Origin of the sequence: Niastella sp. OAS944, from assembly GCA_024809215.1 — a bacterium.
Taxonomy (GTDB): Bacteria; Bacteroidota; Bacteroidia; order Chitinophagales; family Chitinophagaceae; genus Niastella.
This window is the reverse complement of the sequence record JANUBW010000001.1, coordinates 251,095-268,319: the sequence shown is the minus strand read 5'-3', so window position 1 is coordinate 268,319 and position 17,225 is coordinate 251,095. Positions and strand designations below refer to the sequence as shown.

At 42.8% G+C, this 17,225-nt stretch carries 13 protein-coding genes; 4 read left to right on the top strand and 9 right to left on the bottom strand.

What is annotated here, in order from left to right; translation table 11 throughout:
* Nucleotides 1-194 precede the first annotated feature (194 nt).
* From GGD38_RS01055 to GGD38_RS01045, 3 genes are all read left to right on the top strand, one after another.
* Entirely contained in the window at nt 195-1,553 is a 1,359-nt protein-coding gene (locus GGD38_RS01055) for a sigma-54-dependent transcriptional regulator (RefSeq protein WP_375299887.1), read from the top strand.
* Nucleotides 1,554-1,830: 277 nt separating this feature from the next.
* Nucleotides 1,831-3,174: a PAS domain-containing sensor histidine kinase gene (locus GGD38_RS01050; protein ID WP_375299888.1), complete on the top strand. Its 1,344-nt coding sequence runs from the start codon at nt 1,831-1,833 to the stop codon at nt 3,172-3,174.
* 263 nt (nt 3,175-3,437) lie between these two features.
* A complete protein-coding gene (locus tag GGD38_RS01045; RefSeq protein ID WP_375299889.1) occupies nt 3,438-3,677 on the top strand; it encodes a hypothetical protein in 240 nt (79 codons plus the stop codon).
* Between the two features lie 30 nt (nt 3,678-3,707).
* Here the strand turns inward: GGD38_RS01045 and GGD38_RS01040 are convergent, their stop codons facing one another.
* Together GGD38_RS01040 and ychF are read right to left on the bottom strand one after the other, a co-directional pair.
* The gene (locus tag GGD38_RS01040; protein ID WP_375299890.1) at nt 3,708-4,217 is read right to left on the bottom strand and encodes a hypothetical protein; all 510 of its coding nucleotides are present in this window, start codon (nt 4,215-4,217) and stop codon (nt 3,708-3,710) included.
* Nucleotides 4,218-4,641: 424 nt separating this feature from the next.
* Complete coding sequence (gene ychF, locus GGD38_RS01035; protein ID WP_375299891.1) at nt 4,642-5,739, bottom strand: redox-regulated ATPase YchF; 1,098 nt, start codon at nt 5,737-5,739, stop codon at nt 4,642-4,644.
* A 180-nt stretch (nt 5,740-5,919) separates the two neighbouring features.
* Between ychF and GGD38_RS01030 the strand changes: the two genes are divergently transcribed.
* On the top strand, nt 5,920-7,323 hold the full coding sequence (locus tag GGD38_RS01030) for a nucleoside recognition domain-containing protein (RefSeq protein WP_375299892.1): 1,404 nt from the start codon (nt 5,920-5,922) through the stop codon (nt 7,321-7,323).
* Between the two features lie 74 nt (nt 7,324-7,397).
* Here GGD38_RS01030 and GGD38_RS01025 read toward each other — a convergent pair whose 3' ends face one another.
* From GGD38_RS01025 to GGD38_RS00995, 7 genes are all read right to left on the bottom strand, one after another.
* On the bottom strand, nt 7,398-8,219 hold the full coding sequence (locus GGD38_RS01025) for a DUF4397 domain-containing protein (protein WP_375299893.1): 822 nt from the start codon (nt 8,217-8,219) through the stop codon (nt 7,398-7,400).
* Between the two features lie 64 nt (nt 8,220-8,283).
* Complete coding sequence (locus tag GGD38_RS01020; RefSeq protein ID WP_375299894.1) at nt 8,284-9,948, bottom strand: SusD/RagB family nutrient-binding outer membrane lipoprotein; 1,665 nt, start codon at nt 9,946-9,948, stop codon at nt 8,284-8,286.
* Nucleotides 9,949-9,983: 35 nt separating this feature from the next.
* A complete protein-coding gene (locus GGD38_RS01015; protein ID WP_375299895.1) occupies nt 9,984-13,133 on the bottom strand; it encodes a SusC/RagA family TonB-linked outer membrane protein in 3,150 nt (1,049 codons plus the stop codon).
* 125 nt (nt 13,134-13,258) lie between these two features.
* Nucleotides 13,259-14,008: a DeoR/GlpR family DNA-binding transcription regulator gene (locus GGD38_RS01010; RefSeq protein WP_132559917.1), complete on the bottom strand. Its 750-nt coding sequence runs from the start codon at nt 14,006-14,008 to the stop codon at nt 13,259-13,261.
* A 181-nt stretch (nt 14,009-14,189) separates the two neighbouring features.
* On the bottom strand, nt 14,190-14,915 hold the full coding sequence (locus GGD38_RS01005) for a hypothetical protein (protein ID WP_375299896.1): 726 nt from the start codon (nt 14,913-14,915) through the stop codon (nt 14,190-14,192).
* 340 nt (nt 14,916-15,255) lie between these two features.
* Nucleotides 15,256-16,008: a DeoR/GlpR family DNA-binding transcription regulator gene (locus tag GGD38_RS01000; protein ID WP_375299897.1), complete on the bottom strand. Its 753-nt coding sequence runs from the start codon at nt 16,006-16,008 to the stop codon at nt 15,256-15,258.
* Between the two features lie 656 nt (nt 16,009-16,664).
* A complete protein-coding gene (locus GGD38_RS00995; RefSeq protein ID WP_375299898.1) occupies nt 16,665-17,141 on the bottom strand; it encodes a hypothetical protein in 477 nt (158 codons plus the stop codon).
* Nucleotides 17,142-17,225: the final 84 nt, after the last annotated feature.

The window sequence follows — 17,225 nt, the reverse complement described above, 5'->3', positions numbered from 1 at the left end:
AGCTATGTGATTACCAGTAAATTAGACTGCAAATTTGGTTTCGCCTGTTCGCAACCAATACAACGGGTGTACGGTTTTGATACAATGCCCTAAAACGACATTTCCGTCATAAAAAATTGTTTGCCACGCCTTTGTATTTATGGTATAATTGTAGTTGCGAATGTTGCATCTAAACAGAAATTTATACAAAACTTATGTTACTGAAGAATGCTACCATACTGGTGATAGATGATGATGTTGACGTGTTAACGGCAGTGCGGCTACTGTTGAAGACGGAAGCTAAAGAAGTAGTAACAGAAAAGAACCCCGAGAACCTGCGGTGGCTGCTTTCGAAGCAGCAGTTTGATGTGATATTACTCGATATGAATTTTAACAGCTCCATCAATACCGGTAATGAGGGTTTGTTCTGGCTAAAGAAAGTGAAGGAGTTTAAGTCGGAGGCTGCGGTGATCATGATAACGGCTTATGGCGATATCGATCTGGCAGTACGCTCGCTGAAAGAAGGGGCTGCCGATTTTGTTGTAAAACCCTGGCACAATGAAAAACTCATCATTACAATAAAAGATGCGTTAAAAAGAAAAGAAGGCAAAAGCGCATTATCCTCAGTACGCAGCAGCGATTCTATAATTGGTACCGAGTTGCTGGGCGAATCGGATGTTATGGCCGATATTTTTTATAAAATAGAAAAGATTGCGCCTACCGATGCCAATATATTGATATTGGGTGAGAACGGAACGGGTAAAGACCTTATAGCAAAAGCCATTCACCAGCAATCGTTGCGCGCAAAGAAAGCATATGTAAAAGTTGATGTAGGAGCGCTTACCGAAACCCTGTTTGAAAGCGAATTGTTTGGTCATAAAAAAGGTGCGTTTACTGATGCACGGGAAGACAGGGTAGGGCGGTTTGAAGCAGCCAATGGCGGTACGCTTTTCCTAGATGAAATAGGAAATATCAGTTTACATCAACAGGCCAAATTGCTAAGCGTACTACAAAACCGCCAGGTGATCCGTTTGGGCACCAACGACCCGGTACCGGTTGACATCAGGCTTATTTGCGCTACCAATGTGCCGCTGGCCGAACTGGCCAATGAAAGCCGTTTTCGTAAAGACCTTATCTATCGCATTAACACGGTGGAGATCATGGTGCCACCATTACGTAAACGGGGCAACGATATTATTTTGCTGGCAAAATATTTTAGTACACTGTACAGCAATAAATACCTGAAACCGGTTATGGAATTTGATGAGAAGGCGATAGAGAAACTATTGACCTATCATTTTCCGGGTAACATCAGGGAATTGCAATATACCATTGAGCGGGCGGTGATCATGTCTGACGGGCATGTGCTGCAGGCGGCTGATCTTATTTTCTCACCCATTGAATCGGGTTCGGCCCGTGAAAAAGAACCCGATGAGCTGAACCTTAGCGCTGTTGAGAAAAATACCATTTTGCATGTTATTGAAAAGCATAATGGGAATATTACGAGAGCGGCGAAGGAGTTGGGGCTCACTCGCACCGCTTTGTATCGTAGGCTGAGTAAGTACGATATTTGAGTGGAATGAACACCGAATATCGAATGTTGAATATTGAATGTAGAAGGAAATGGGAAATGAAAAATGAAGAATGTGAAATGAAAAAGTTAATACAGTTCCGATTGGCATATTTGTATTTGCTTTAGGCTTTAAGCTTGCGGCCTGCAGCTGTATTTCACGTTTTCCGTTTCACGTTTTACGATAGCGAGGCCAGCTGATGAGCGACTCATTGCCGATTGCCGATTCATGATTGCCGATAGCTGGTAAAAAGAAATAGTATAAACTTTAAATTATAAGCTTGTTCTATAAAAGATTTGAATGGCGCATCATCTTCCAGGTATTATTTCTGTTTATAATCCTGGTTATATCTTCATTCCTGCTGGTTAAGGGATATTACGTGTACCTGGTGGTAATGGTGCCGCTGATCATATACGCTATTGCTGAAATGTACCGCTTTCAACGAAAGGCGCATGCCGAACTGGACCAGTTTGTTGAATCGGTACATTACCGCGATTTCTCCCGCTATTTCGATGTAAAGCATGCCCCGCTTGAATTACAACCCTTGCGAAAAGGGTTTAATGAGATCAACTCCACCTTTAAGGTGATCAGTAAAGAAAAGGAAACCCAGTTTCAATACCTGCAAAAAATATTGGAGCTGGTTGATACGGGCATACTTTCATACCGCGAGCACAATGGGGAAGTGGTATGGATGAATGAATCGCTGAAGCGTATGCTGCATTTACCCTACCTTAAAACCATTCACTCTTTGGCCCGCCGCGACAATGAATTGTACCGCCAGGTAACCTTGTTAAAACCAGGCGATACAACGATTGCCACTGCGCATAGTGAAAAAACATCGTATAAATTATTTCTGTCGGCTACCGCCTTTCAAACCGACGGCAATAAATTCAAGTTGATCGCTTTTCAAAATGTGAGCGAGGCATTGGATGAAACGGAATCAAAAGCCTGGCAAAAACTGTTGAGTGTAATGACGCATGAAATCATGAATTCCATTGCACCCATCTCATCACTGGCCGAAACCCTGAAATACCGCCTGCAGCAATTTGCCGAAAGACCCGACCTGGAATCGGGCTCTATGGACGACCTGGAGTTGGGCATCGATACTATTAAAAGAAGAAGCGAAGGCCTGTTGAAGTTTGCAGAGACCTATAGGAATCTAAATAAGATCACCACACTGAATTTAAAGAATGTGTATGTGCGTGATCTGTTCGAGAACCTGCATCATCTGATGCAGCCTACGCTCGATCAAAAGAACATTGAACTGGAAATTGTTTTAAAAGATCCCGATCTGCAATTAGAAGCCGATACTAACCTGCTTGAGCAGGTGCTTATTAATTTGGTGGTGAATGCCATGGAGGCGGTGAAAGAGCGCGAAGAGCCACGTATTGTGTTATCGGCTTATTATGCCAATAACCATAGAACTGTTATAAAAGTGGCCGATAACGGCACTGGTATGCCCGAAGAGGTGCTTGATAAGATCTTTATTCCATTCTTCAGTACTAAGAAAAGCGGTAGTGGTATTGGACTAAGTCTTTGCAAACAAATTATGATGCTGCATAAAGGTAACATACAGGTGCAGTCGATAGAAGGGGAGGGAACTGCGTTTATGATGCAGTTTTAGAATAATGTGATAATGTGATAATTTGCTAATGTGATAATGAAATACAGGCGTCGCGATATTTGAAATGAACTACAATTCGCAGCATTATTGTCGATATTAATACAATTACGAAATAGCTTAGCAGATACGTGTAGCCGTTTTGCTAAAATTTATATGTATAAATAAAAAGAGTTAAACTTGTAGTGTGGTTGTATTACCACGGTTTAGTATATACTTCACAAGGAAAAGCCTTGCATTAATCAGCTATTACTAAACACGTATTTATGGAAACTACACAGCTCAGGTTATACGCATTAATCCGCGATCAAAAAGATGGTAACGAATATGAATTGTGTGTGCGTATTCAGGAAGAAAAAGTGGATGTGAAAAATGAGCCTTCTATAAAAGATGAAATTTCTTTTTTAAGAAGGGAAATAATGGATACCAAATCGGCATTAAAAAGCGCCATTTACTTTACAGCAATGGCGCAGTTACTTATGATCGTAGTCTGTTTGTTTTTCTGATAATTGTCTTAATTAGCAGATAATCTTTGGCTAATTACTTAAACTTACTCTTTTAGCCAGCCAGCTGTCTTTAACCGGAACAAGCCATTTATTTTCCAATTCTTCTTTTGTTTGCACCAGATTATTGAAATAGATAGTATCGGGGGTAATGAAACTATTGTTGACGGCGTATTGTAGTTGCGCCAGGGGAAGCATTTGCACCTTATCCTTTACCAAAAAGGCCAAGGTAGTGCGGTCGAACATATTTACTTTGAAGAGTTCCTCTATTTGCTTTATAAGGCGAACTGAGCTGTCGGTGCTGCAACCGCTTACACCAGTAGCACGTTCATCGGCCATCAATACTACAAACTGACCAAAGAACAGGTTGGCGAAACCTTTTACCGGGGCTCCATGCGAATTCCAGTTGGCAATGAAATTATTCAGCAGGTCTTCTATATGTAAAGCCTCGCTCATCATAAACAGGCGGCTGCTCTGATAAACCCAAACTCTCGAATCTGACGCAAAACCGGCTGGTATTAGATCTTTGTAATTCTCTGTCATGGTGCAAAAATAATACAAAACTGTTACTTCATTGTATTACAATATGGAGCAGAGAATGTTCGATTAGTAGGAGAGATAATTCAGTAAAAGGACTGAGGAATAGAACTAGCGTTTAAAGTAAATCCCGAGGAGCGTAATTACAAGAGTTATAAATATGGCTAACATCCAGCGTTGTATTGAAAGGGTATTATCTTTCATTTCGTTATGTAAGCCATGTATTTCTTCACTAACGAATGGACTTCTTCTTTAATCAAGGCTTTGGTTGCAAATATTTCTTCTTTGACCAAAATCTTAGTTGCTAATAAATACAAGATTGCGTTTTTGTTAAAAAAATTAGCAAACTGTTGCATCATATTGTACAACAAAAAACGGCCCCAGCTTAACCGGGACCGTTATAAGATACTCTATTATTAAAAGTTTCTAACTATACATTGAACCTAAAGTGCATTACATCGCCATCCTTCACAATATACTCTTTACCCTCTATGCGCAGCTTACCGGCATCGCGGCAGGCGGCTTCTGACCCGTACGAGATATAATCATTGTATGCAATCACTTCCGCTTTGATAAAGCCTTTTTCAAAATCGGTATGAATAACGCTGGCGGCCTGAGGAGCTTTCCAACCTTCGTGGATCGTCCAGGCGCGCACTTCCTGTACACCGGCAGTGAAATAGGTTTGCAGGTTCAGTAATTTATATGCTGAGTGAATGAGGCGGTCAAGGGCAGGTTCGGTCATTTTGTATTCTTCCATGAACATTTGCTTGTCGCCAGGATCTTCCATTTCGCTGATCTGCGCTTCAATGCTGTTGTTCATGATGATCACCTGTGCATTTTCATTCTTAACAGCTTCCTGCAAGGCAGCTGAGAACTTGTTGCCGGTATGCATGCTGGCCTCGTCTACGTTTGCTACATACAACACCGGTTTTTCGGTGAGCAGGAACAGGTCGGCAATGGCCGGACGTTCTTCTTTGGTAAAAGAAAGCTCGCGAATGCTTTTTCCTTTCTCCAGGTGTTCTTTACAACGCAGGAGTACCTCGTATTCAACTTTCAGTTTGGGATCGAGGCGGGCCTGTTTTTCAATGCGGCTCAGTTTTTTATCAACACTTTCAAGGTCTTTCAACTGCAGCTCGATATCGATGATCTCTTTATCGCCAACGGGGTTAATAGCGCCCTCATCGCGTAAGATGTTCTCGTCTTCAAAACAACGGATAACGTGAATGATGGCGTCTACTTCGCGAATGTTACCCAGGAATTTATTTCCCAAACCTTCGCCTTTGCTTGCGCCGCGTACAAGGCCGGCAATATCCACAATTTCAATCTGAGTAGGAACAATACGGTCGGGGCGAACCAGTTCAGCCAGTTTTTTCAAACGGGCATCGGGCACGTCAACCAGTCCAACATTCGGATCAATGGTACAGAAACGATAGTTGCTGGCCTGCGCCTTGGCGCTGTTGCTCACTGCGTTAAATAAGGTTGATTTCCCAACGTTTGGTAATCCTACTATTCCTGCTTGTAAAGCCATTTTTTTAGTTTTTAGTTCTGAGTTCTAAGTTCTTAGTTCGGGTTCATTAGTTTTTTGCCAAAACTGTGAACTAAAAACTAAGAACTTATAACTGGTTTTCGGGCCGCAAAGATAGGGTATTACCGGGTGATAATATATGGCGGGATTCCTTTATCTTCAGCGCTTAATCTTATTTCCCTTATGGCATTAAGTCGTATCTGGAGTGCCTTTATTATAGTTTCTATTTTAGTTGCTGGTATTCAATTCCTCGCAGGTGGTCAAAAACAGATCTTCAGCTCAATGGTGGTGGGTAAACGGGGCGATTCGGTGCAGGTGAAAGAAATGCCCGTTTCTGCGGCTGAGCCTTCGCTGGCGGCGGCCCTTGATACCGTTGGCCGGGTAAAACAGGGTGAACTGATCTTCCGGAAAGAGGATGGCATGGTAAAGGCCGTAAAAGTGCAGGCGGCCAATGGCATTATAGATACCTGCTGGGATGCAGTGGAGCTATGCCTTAAACTTATTGGGGTGCTGGCCTTATTTATCGGCTTTATGAGCATTGCCGAAAGGGCGGGGGGCATCAATCTGCTGTCGCGCATCATTGCTCCCTTCTTTACAAGGCTTTTTCCCGATGTGCCCAAGGGCCACCCATCCCTGGGGCATATGATCATGAACTTTTCGGCCAATTTGCTGGGGCTCGATAATGCGGCTACGCCTTTTGGACTAAAGGCCATGCAAAGCCTGCAGGAGCTCAATCCCAATAAAGAAGTAGCCAGCAATGCACAGATCATGTTCCTGTGTTTGCATGCGGCTGGTTTTAATATTATTCCGGTGAGCGTTATTGCCATCAGGGCTACGCAACATGCCAGCGACCCTACCGATGTGTTTCTCCCCTGTATGATAGTGACCTTTGTGGGCACTATGGTAGCCTTGTTCATTGTATCGTTGCGGCAAAAGATCAACCTGCTGCAACCGGTTATTCTGATGTGGATCGCCGGCATTTCAGCAGTGGTTGGTTTGCTGGTTTGGTATATTACTACGCTGAGCACAGCAGGTGTTCAATCGTTTTCGGGCGTGCTGAGCAATGGGTTAATATTGCTGGTGTTCCTGTTGATAGTGCTGGGAGGCATTTATAAAAAGATAGATCTGTTTGATGCGTTTATAGAAGGGGCAAAAAATGGTTTTGATACCGCCATCCGCATAGTTCCCTACCTGGTAGGTATAATGGTAGCGGTTAGCATGTTGCGCATTAGTGGAACGTTCGATGTGATCATGGATGGCATCAGAAGTTTTTTTGCCATGCTGGGTACCGACACCCGTTTTGTGGAGGGGTTGCCTACCGCGTTAATTCGTCCGTTAAGCGGGGGCGCAGCCCGGGGTATGATGGTGAGCACCATGATGGCAAACGGCCCCGATTCGTTCGCCAGTAAGCTCTCGGGTATATTTCAGGGTGCTGCCGATACTACTTTCTATGTTGTTGCTGTTTACTTTGGGTCGGTAGGAATAAAAAATACCCGCTATGCCATAGGCACTATGTTGCTGGCCGATTTAGCGGGAATCATTACAGCTATAATACTTGCTTATCTATTCTTTGGAGGCACTGCGTAAAAGCATGCCGGGCAAAAAGAAAAGGTGAGTTTTCCAGTCAGGGAAACTCACCTTTTTTATGCAAACCGGTTTAATTACTTATGTACAATAGTTGCAAGGCTTCTGGCCCTGGGATTGGTTGTTGTGCTAATAGTACCATCACCTTTAAAGTAAAGGGTATAGGTTCGCTGGTTAGCGGGTTTCCAATTTAATGTAGCCAGATTAACATTGCTCCTTACCCGTCGTACATAAACAGTATCTTCTAATGCCGCATCGTAAGAAAATTGTGAAAAAGTAGTTATAGTACCGGGCGTGATCTTAGTGTAAATATTCCTGTTATAACGGGAAGAGAATAGGTCAATGGTATCTACCAGCCTGTTTGCTGGAATAGCTGCGTCCTGCATTACTGCGTGAATAAAACGCAGGCCATAGTACCCCGTGGTAGGGGTTGTAAGCGAATCCCGCACAAACATCTGGGCTATATCTCTATTGCTATTAATAGAATCGGTGATCATAAAAGTATAATAGGTATCGGGCGCCAACACTTTTGTAAATCGCTTAATAGTAAGCGAATCAGTGTTCAGTACTCCTGCTGATAATTTAATTTCCTGTTCTCCCGCCGGTACCGAAATATATCCGTTTAATGTTGATACGTTAGGAAAAATGCTATTATACGTCATGTACGGGTTACTGCCGGTTATGGATGCAGTAACCTTGGTACCGCCTACCAGTACATTAAACGAATCGCTCACATTGAAGATATTCCTGAAATAGGGCGCTGCATGAACAATACGCAGGTATGCTGTGCCGGTTGGCGTTTCATATGAAGCGCTGGGCTCAAGCTCCCGTTTACACGATATTGCAAACCAGGTGATAGCTATACCTATTGCAAAAAAAAGCAGACTGTTCTTTCTCATTTGAATATTTTTATAGTTGCTGTAAGCTCCGGCTACATCGGGCATGGGCGCTTACAGGTTAAAGTTACTTTTGCGAGAACCAGCATTCTTTAGTGATATAATCTGTTTCAAATGCTCCGATCCTTGTTAATTCAGGAACATTATACAGGTATTCTGAATTATACCTGGGTTTGCAACGGTATACCAATTTGCCATTGTTAGTCGCCACCGCATATTGGCCCGATGGCGGTGTAAAATCAGCATATACCTGTTTGCCGGTAGCTTCATCGATATCTGTGTAATGGAACTTGCGCATATCAACCCAGGTTTGGTGAATACCCCATGCGTATAAGGCAATATACTTTTGCAGCATAATATGGGTTAATGTAAGATTATCTGGCAATGCCGGTACAACAGCCGGATCGGCTAAATAGGCGGCTTTAACTGCCGGGGTAATTACATTGGCTGCAGGTATGTGTTGCGGATAAACGGTGGTAAGCATATCGAAATTAAGGCCGATGGCATTGGTATAAGCTGCAAGCGCTTCGGCTTTTTTGCCTTTTCTGTACAAGGCTTCGGCTTTTACAAACTGCATTTCCGATGCCGTCATCATAGGCCAGGGGCTGGTGTTCTGCCAAATGTACCGGCTGCTATCAACGGTTGGCGCTACAGTTGAATTGGGAGTAGCAAAATTTCCCCAGAAATTATGAGGATACACAGCAGTGGTGATACCCGGGGTATTACCGCCTCTCCATGGAATGAACCCCTGGAAATTACCTGAGTTGTTTTCACGCAACATATACCAGGCCCTGGGGTCGCTTACACCTTTGAATGCTGAGCTGTTGCGGCCCGACATAAGATCGGCTATATAAGCGCATTGCCTGTATGCGCCCATGTTGCCTCTTAAAGGACCAAAATAATTATTGGTATGAGACTGCAGGCCACCGGCATATTTTACATATGCATTGTCATCATTGGAAGTCATGGCCAGGTCGGCATATTTGATGGCCGAATCGGCAAAGGCATAATTATTTGCAGCGAACAGGTTCTTGGCGCTCAGGTTAATGTAAGTCTTTGCCAGAATACCGTACACAAATTTTTTCCATTTGTTTACATCGCCGCCATTAAAAAAGGCATCACCCTTGGCAAAGTTTTCTGTGTTTACACTGCCGTCTTTTCTGTTAAAAAAGCTAAGCGCTCTGAAGCAGGTAGCCCGACAGCTATCGTAAAATTCGGGTTGTGTATCGTACGGGAACTGGGATAAACTAGCATTCCATGCCTCTTTTAAAACGCCTTCATTGTATTGATTTGTCAATTCAAGCCAGCCCCAGGCCCTGATGGCCCAGCCCGCCCCAACATAATCCCATTTTTCTTCTTCAGTACCCCACTCAATGATCTTGTTTACATTTTTTCCATGTCCGTAATATACGGCTGCCCAAATGCCACCGGTAATATCGCTGGCGCCGGTTACACCGCCCATGCGAGCATAATTCTCATTGTCGGTTTGGGTGGTAAAATATTGCACATAACGCCCTATATAAGTGGCATCCTGTTGAACGCCATACAAGGTACCATTGGCTGATTGAAAACTGGTCAATCCGCCGATAACGCCGGGAAGTATTGTTTCAATTGGCACTCTGACCGGTGCATTGGGGTTAAGGTAGGCCTCATCAATTTTTTTACTGCAACCCTGCATACATAAAGCGCCGGTGGCGAGGGTGAATATAGTAGTTAAGAATTTATTTCGCATAAATGATGTCAAATTTTACATTGGAAAATAACAGATTAAAAACGAGCGCGTAATCCAAAGCTCAGGCTTAACGGCGTTGCCGGGCTGCCGTAATCAAAACCATAAGAACCAATTCCTACTGAACCGGGGTTGTTGGCGATCACTGCCGGATCGGCGCCACGGTAGTTGGTGATCATGATCAAATCGTTCCCTGTTACAAAAAGGCTTAATGATTTCATGTATTTTATCAGATGTGTAACTTTTTCGGGCAGTATATAGCTCAACGTTACATCCCTTAATTTCAGCCAGTTTACATCATGTTGTATATATTCCTCATTCGGCATGGTGTAGTAGTTTGAGCCGGTACTGGGAGTTAAATAATAAGGAACCACTACTATGCTATTAGGTGTTGGATTATCGGTATTTTGTAAACCATCGTCCAGCACACCTTGTACAACCCGCGGTGTTTTTCTGTCGGATGTTCTTATTGATTTACCCAAACCGGTGAGCACCTGCTCGGTCAAATTATAAATATCGCCACCCACTTTCAGGTCCCACAGGATGTTCAGCGACCAGTTCTTATATCTGAAGCTGTTGATGGTTCCCAGCGTAAAATCGGGGGTACGGTCGCCAATTATCTTGAAGTTTGCATCTATTTGCGGTAAGCCTGTGGTAGGGCTTATCACGATCTGTCCGGCCTTATTTCTTACATAGGTGCTGCCTGTTATGGTACCTGTTTGATGGCCGCGTACCAGACCGCCTCTTGCGCTGAACAGGTTGTCTGACTGGTAAAAGTCATTCTCAGGGCCGATAGCATCCGGAAGCGTCAATACTTTACTCCACATATGGTTGAAGTTGAAGCTGATGTTCCAGTTGAAATCGCTCTTCCTGATGGCATTTACGTTCAGTGACAACTCTATGCCCTGGTTGCGCAATGAACCAACATTGCCTGTGTTTAAAATAGCGCCGGTGGCATAGCTTGCCCTGTATTGCTGAACGATCTGATCGGTACAAAGGGTATTGTAGTAAGCTGCCTCCAGCGTGATGGCATTATTTAAAAATCTAAGCTCAGTACCAATTTCATACGTTTTTTGCCTTTCCGGTTGCAGATCGGGATTGGGATTTGTGTAGCTGTATGTATAGCTTTCCGGAAGTATAGTGCTGCTAAAGTTATTTACAAAGTACGCCTGGTTCGAGTAAGGATCGTTTAACCGGGCAGTGCTGGCCAGCGATGCTCTCAACTTGGCATAATCCAAAATTTTTCCTTTTATCTTTGGAAAGATATCTGACAGGATCATACTTAAGCTGGCGCCAGGATAGTTGTACTTGTTGTTTTTATTAGGAAGCGGCGAAGCGTTCTCAAAACGATGTGAATAGGTAAGATATACCAGGTCTTTCCAGCCTATTGAAGCTTCCCCAAAATAAGCCATCATTCTTAAAATATTCAGGTTGGGCAGGCCATATTTGTTCCTGAGTAACCGTAGCCTGGTGCTTTCGAGTGTATTGCTGCTGTCGGTGCTGGTTGAATCTTTCAACCGTGAGCCGTTGATGCCAAACTGACGGGTCTCAAAGTCTTCCCACATGTTGCCCACCATTACTCTTGTGCTGAAGTCGCCGAATTTTTTCTTTGCCGTGGCGGTAAGGGTGTGGTTGTATCCTATATACGTTCTGTAATAATTATCGAGAGTACCTCCTGTTTGATTGGTTAGCAGAAAAGACTGAGGATGGGTGAACATATAGCCATCCTGTTTATACGTGTCGTAACCAAACCTGCCTGCTAACGATAGCCACGAAAATGGATTGATGTCTACACCCAGTGTGCCCACCCAGCGGCTGTTCTTGTCACCGCTTTTATTGTTTTTTGCACTCCATAACGGGTTATCATAGTCAGCATTGTAATTGTTGCTGAACATCAACAGTTTGTTGCCCTGTTTATCCTCATAGTTTCTGATGTCGTCCCACACCGGCCATGCATAAAGGTCTATCAGGTATCCGCTTGCCCCTTTGATCGGCTTTAAGTTATCTGAATTTATGTAGGCAATAGAAGGGGAGATGGTAAGCCATTTACCGATCTTAGTATTGTTGGAGAGTTTTAAATTATATTTTTTATAGGTATTGAAAGGCACTGTTCCATCATTGTCTAAGTAAGTGCCTGAAAACCTGAAACCCGAATTCTTTACCCCAAACTCCAAACCCAGGTTATGGGTTTGTGTAAACCCTGTATTAAAGAAGTGATGGGTATTATCGTAAAATTTGGTATCTGCGGGCAATGCCGGACCGAAGCTGGTAAACTGTCCTGTTGTGGGGGGCGCTGGTGGAACACCGTCTGCTCCGGGACCGTACCTGTTCTCCAGATCAATAAACCGGGTTACTTTTTGAATGCGGAAATTGTTGTCATAATTAACGATCAGCTTTCCTGCCGTGTTTGCTTTTTTAGTAGTAATTACAATGGCACCCGAGCTTGCCTGGCTGCCATATAAGGCAGTGGCTTCGGGGCCTTTTAAAATAGTAACCGATTCAATGTCGTTAGGGTTAATATCGGCTATACGGTTGGTATAGTCGTTATTTCTGTTTGGCAGATCAGATGAAAGACCCACACCGGAACCACCGTAGGAGTTTTGGTTAAGCGTTTGGTTATCTAAAAGCACCCCATCAACAATAAACAACGGCTGGTTATTTCCCGAAAGCGTATTGAAGCCACGTAGTACTATGCTCGATGAAGCACCTGCAGCACCGCCGGTAGGGGTTACCGTTAACCCGGCTACTCTTCCCTGCAAACTGTTAAGGAAATTTTCCCTTTGTGTTTGTTGAATATCAGATCCTTTAACTGTTTGGACTGAATATCCCAATTCACGCGGGTTTCTTTTTTGGTCCATGGCGGTTACCACCACTTCACTCATTTGTTTTTGTGCGCTTTTTATTTTTACCGAAACGATATCGGCATCGCCTACCTTAATCTGGTTAACTTCATATCCTACAGAAGATATAACCAGTATTTCTCCTTTCTGGGCTTTAAGTGAAAATGATCCGCGCATATCGGTAGTTGTACCGCGGTTTGTGCCCTTGATGGTGACAGATACATTCGGCATTGGCGAATTGTCGTCTGCATCTTTTACCGTACCGGAAATTGTTTTTTCCTGTGCGGTTAGGCATAGGCTCTGAAAAAGACATACAACTGCCAGGAGCAGTTTGAGGGGAGTTCTCATAACAGTTTTTTTGGGTCAATTAATCTGTGATTCATTCATTATTGAAATAACATTTCCTATTCAACCCTGGTCGGGGGTGAAATAGTTAAGGTTTACCTGTTTCATAAGGGCATTGAAAAATGGCGTTACAGTACCTGGATGCCTGCGTCGATATAGGGTTTTAATTTCGGATCGTCCGGTGGCAATTCAGTGATCAGTACATCTATATGTTGTAAATCGCAAATGTGGATAGGTTGTAAGGTGTTGATCTTTTCAGAAATGGTAAGACAAACGATCTTCTGGGCCGATTGGATCATCGCTTTTTTCAGTTGCACAACTTCCCAATCGTTATCGGTGGTGCCATGTTTGAGGTCGATGGCGTTGATGCCCAGCAGGCAGAGGTCGGCATTGATCTGCTTTATTTTTGAAATGGCTTCGGCGCCAATCGTTATTTTGGAGCTTTTCGAAATGCGGTCGCCGATCATAATTACGTCAATGTTTGGGTGTTGCATATATTCCAGTATGGCTGGTATGCTGCCCGACATAAAAGTGGCTTTTAGCTGACGTGGCAGGGCACGTGCCATTTCTATGATGGTAGTACCGCCACTGGTAAGCACAAACATGCCGTTTTGAATGAGGGCTGCTGCTTTGTTTGCTATGATCTTTTTATGATCCTGTGAGTATACATTATCGGTTGGATAATAAACTTCGTTGAAGGAATGGCTAAGGGCACCACCGTGAACCTTTATAATCTTGCCTTCATCGGCAAGTTCCTGCAAATCTCTGCGGATTGTATCTTCAGAAACCCGAATTTCCTGGCTTAGCAGCGAGGAAAGAACCTTATTATGGAGGTTCACCTGATGCAAAATATAGGCTTGACGCTCTTTTTTAAGCATATACAGTTAGCGGTTATGCTTTCAAATATAAAGTATTTACCGCATGAAAGTGCAGAAAGCAGGAGGAAATAACGCAGAATATGCAGAAAATAACCTAAATACAGCGCTGTTTGCGGTATTATGCGGAGAGTTGGAGTATTAAAGCCGCATTTCGAATTAATGCAGGCGAAAAGTGGAGATATTAATTTGAATTATCATTAATATTCGACTCGCCGTTTAGAGCGGCAAACAAGGCTACAATGTCTTTATCAAGGTCAACGATCCTGTTTTGTAATTTTATATGTGCGTCGAGGAAGGTATTACGAATATCTATGAGTTTATCGGCCATATCGGTCATATCGCAAAATGCGCCTCTGAAATCGTCGAAGTTCTCATCGAGGCTGCAAATATCTATCTCCATTATCTTCCAGTCTTTGATGATAGGGTTGAAATAATTGTCATTGAAATCATCAAACTGTAATTCCAGCTTCTCCTGTTGCTGTTCTGTGGCGGCATATTCCTTTTCGGCGGCCATGAGGCCATCGGCGTATGCATCGAAGGTATGATTGAAGATATGTAATTGCGATAGTAAGGGCTGTGTGTCGTAACAAACGCGTTCGCTTTCATCAATTGATTCTATTTCAGTATCAGAAAGCGGACCGCCTTCCTGCAGGTAATGTAACATTGGTGTAAGCAAAATGTATTCGTTCTGCAGATTGTCGAATATAGCCTCGCATTTTTGTAATGTTTTACTGGCCGAGGTATAGTAGGTGGTCAATCTTTCAAGTACCTGTTTGTACTCCTGCGATTTGTTATGCAGTTCTACGTATTTTTCAATTCCTTCCTCCTCCAGCGTGCTTAGGGGCGCCTCACTCATATAGGTAAGGTTAATAACGTGGAATGGGTGGTTAATGATAGTGGGTTTCATAAGCAACCATATTTATATAAAGCTACCAAATTATTAGGGCAATAAATAATGTGTGGGGGAGAAATTAACGGCAAAGCATTGAAATGTTCCTGTTAAAACAATGAAATAGCCCTGAAAGTGTATTGGGTACGCCTGTGTTAAATGCTTTTTTATTGTTGGGTTGCCTTTTTAGTATTGGTCTTTGATACATGCAATTTCAGTAAAACGTATAAGCAATTAAGTTAGTAACGATGTTGAATATGTGTCACAATAATGAGAAGGTATGCTACCTTTTGAAAAGGTAAAAGCCGTCATTAGATGATCTAACGGCGGCTTTTCTATTTAAAAGACTTTGTATGAATTATATTACCTGAATACCGGCATCAACATATGGTCTTAATATTGGTGCATCGGGTGGTAGCTCGGTAATAAGTACATCTATATCGGGAATGTTGCAAATGTGAATGGGTTGCAGGGTATTGATCTTTTCGGAAATGGTGCAGCATACTACTTTCTGCGATGAGTCGATCATTACCTTTTTAAGCTGTGCTATTTCCCAGTCGTTTTCGGTAGTGCCGCGTTTTATGTCAATGGCGTTAATGCCAAGGAAACAGATGTCGGCATTAATGTTCTTGATCTTGTTGATGGCTTCGGCGCCAATAGTGATCTTGGCGTTCTTCGATACCCGGTCGCCGATCATAACCACTTCAATATTGGGGTGCTGCATGTATTCGAGAATGGCAGGTATGCTTCCCGAAATAAACGTAGCCCTTAATGCAGGGGGAAGTGCCCGCGCCATTTCAATAATGGTTGTGCCGCCGCTGGTCAATACAAACATGCCGTCTTTTATAAGGGCTGCTGCTTTTTCGCCAATGACCTTCTTCTGGTCCTGGCTGTATACACTTAAACTGTTGGAATAAGTTACCTCATGAAAGGAGTGCGAAAGGGCGCCGCCATGAACTTTTATGAGTTTGCCTTCGCCCGAAAGTTCCTGCAGGTCGCGACGAATGGTATCTTCCGATACCCGTATTTCGTGGCTCAGCAGGGAAGAAAGTACTTTGTTGTGCAGGTTTACCTGGTGCAGGATATATGCCTGACGTTCTTTTTTCAGCATATTGTTAGGTTGGTTTCAATTCAAATATAAATGGAAATGTGGCATAAATACGCATAAAATTGATTTTTTGTTGGTAAATCGTGCAAAATATCACGCATAAAGACCGAAATGAATTGCTTGTTGCGGTTTATTGCGTCAAGTAATTATGTGGGACGTATAATTGGGCGTTTGATAAGAAAGAAGCCGCAAGGAATAATTAGCTAATGCGATAATGAGATAATGTGCTAATGAAATACACGGGAGAGCTGAAGCTATAATAGAAGCTGTGGTTAAAACAAATGGAAAAATGAATTCATGATAGGGATAATGAAAATTAAGATGGCTATAATGAATTCATTATTTCAAATTTTAAATTCATGATGACTATAATGAATTTAAAGATAGCGACAATGAAAATCATTATAGCTATAATGAAAACAAAGACGACTATAATGAATTTAAAATAGCCGGTAATTGAAATAATGATAGCTAAAATGAATTCATTATTTCAAATTTTAAAATCATGATGGCTATAATGAATTTAAAGATGGCGACAATGAAAATCATTACTTCCATAATGAAAACAAAGACTGCTATAATGAATTCATTATTTCAAATTTTAAATTCATGATGACCATAATGATTTCAAAAAAATGTGTAATTGAAACCATTTCTGCCTACTTCAACGCAAACCGGATGGTAAGTGCAAATGCATCGGGAACAAAGTTGATCTCGGGAAGAATATCGAGCTCGGGTTTCCAGTCGAGCGAAAGATTTACAGGCGCATTGGGGAATTTGTAATCGAGCCCAACAATACCGGTAGGCCCAAAATAAGTATCGCTATCCTGAAAGCCTACATACACACCGCCGCCATAAAACCAGCTAAGACCGGGCGTGCTGAACTTGTTGTGTATTTCAACCAGGGCGCCAATACCAAAACGGTTACCCCAGCTTATCAGGCCTTCAACAGCGGTTTTATTGGTTACAAAAAATTTACCCGAAACAGCGCTGCTTAGGGTAGGTGAGGAGTTACTTAGCCGCACACCCGCTGCAAACCGGTAATCGGGACTTTGAGCCTGGTCCTGGGCAGCTGCATGCTGGCAAAAGAAAATAGTTAATAATATAACGGGCAGGGTTATGGAGATCCTTTTCATGAAAAACAATTTTGATTTTACATGAGTAAAACAATCTCTACAATCAGCTTCGCTATCAGCTGGTGTATTGATCAATGGTATTAA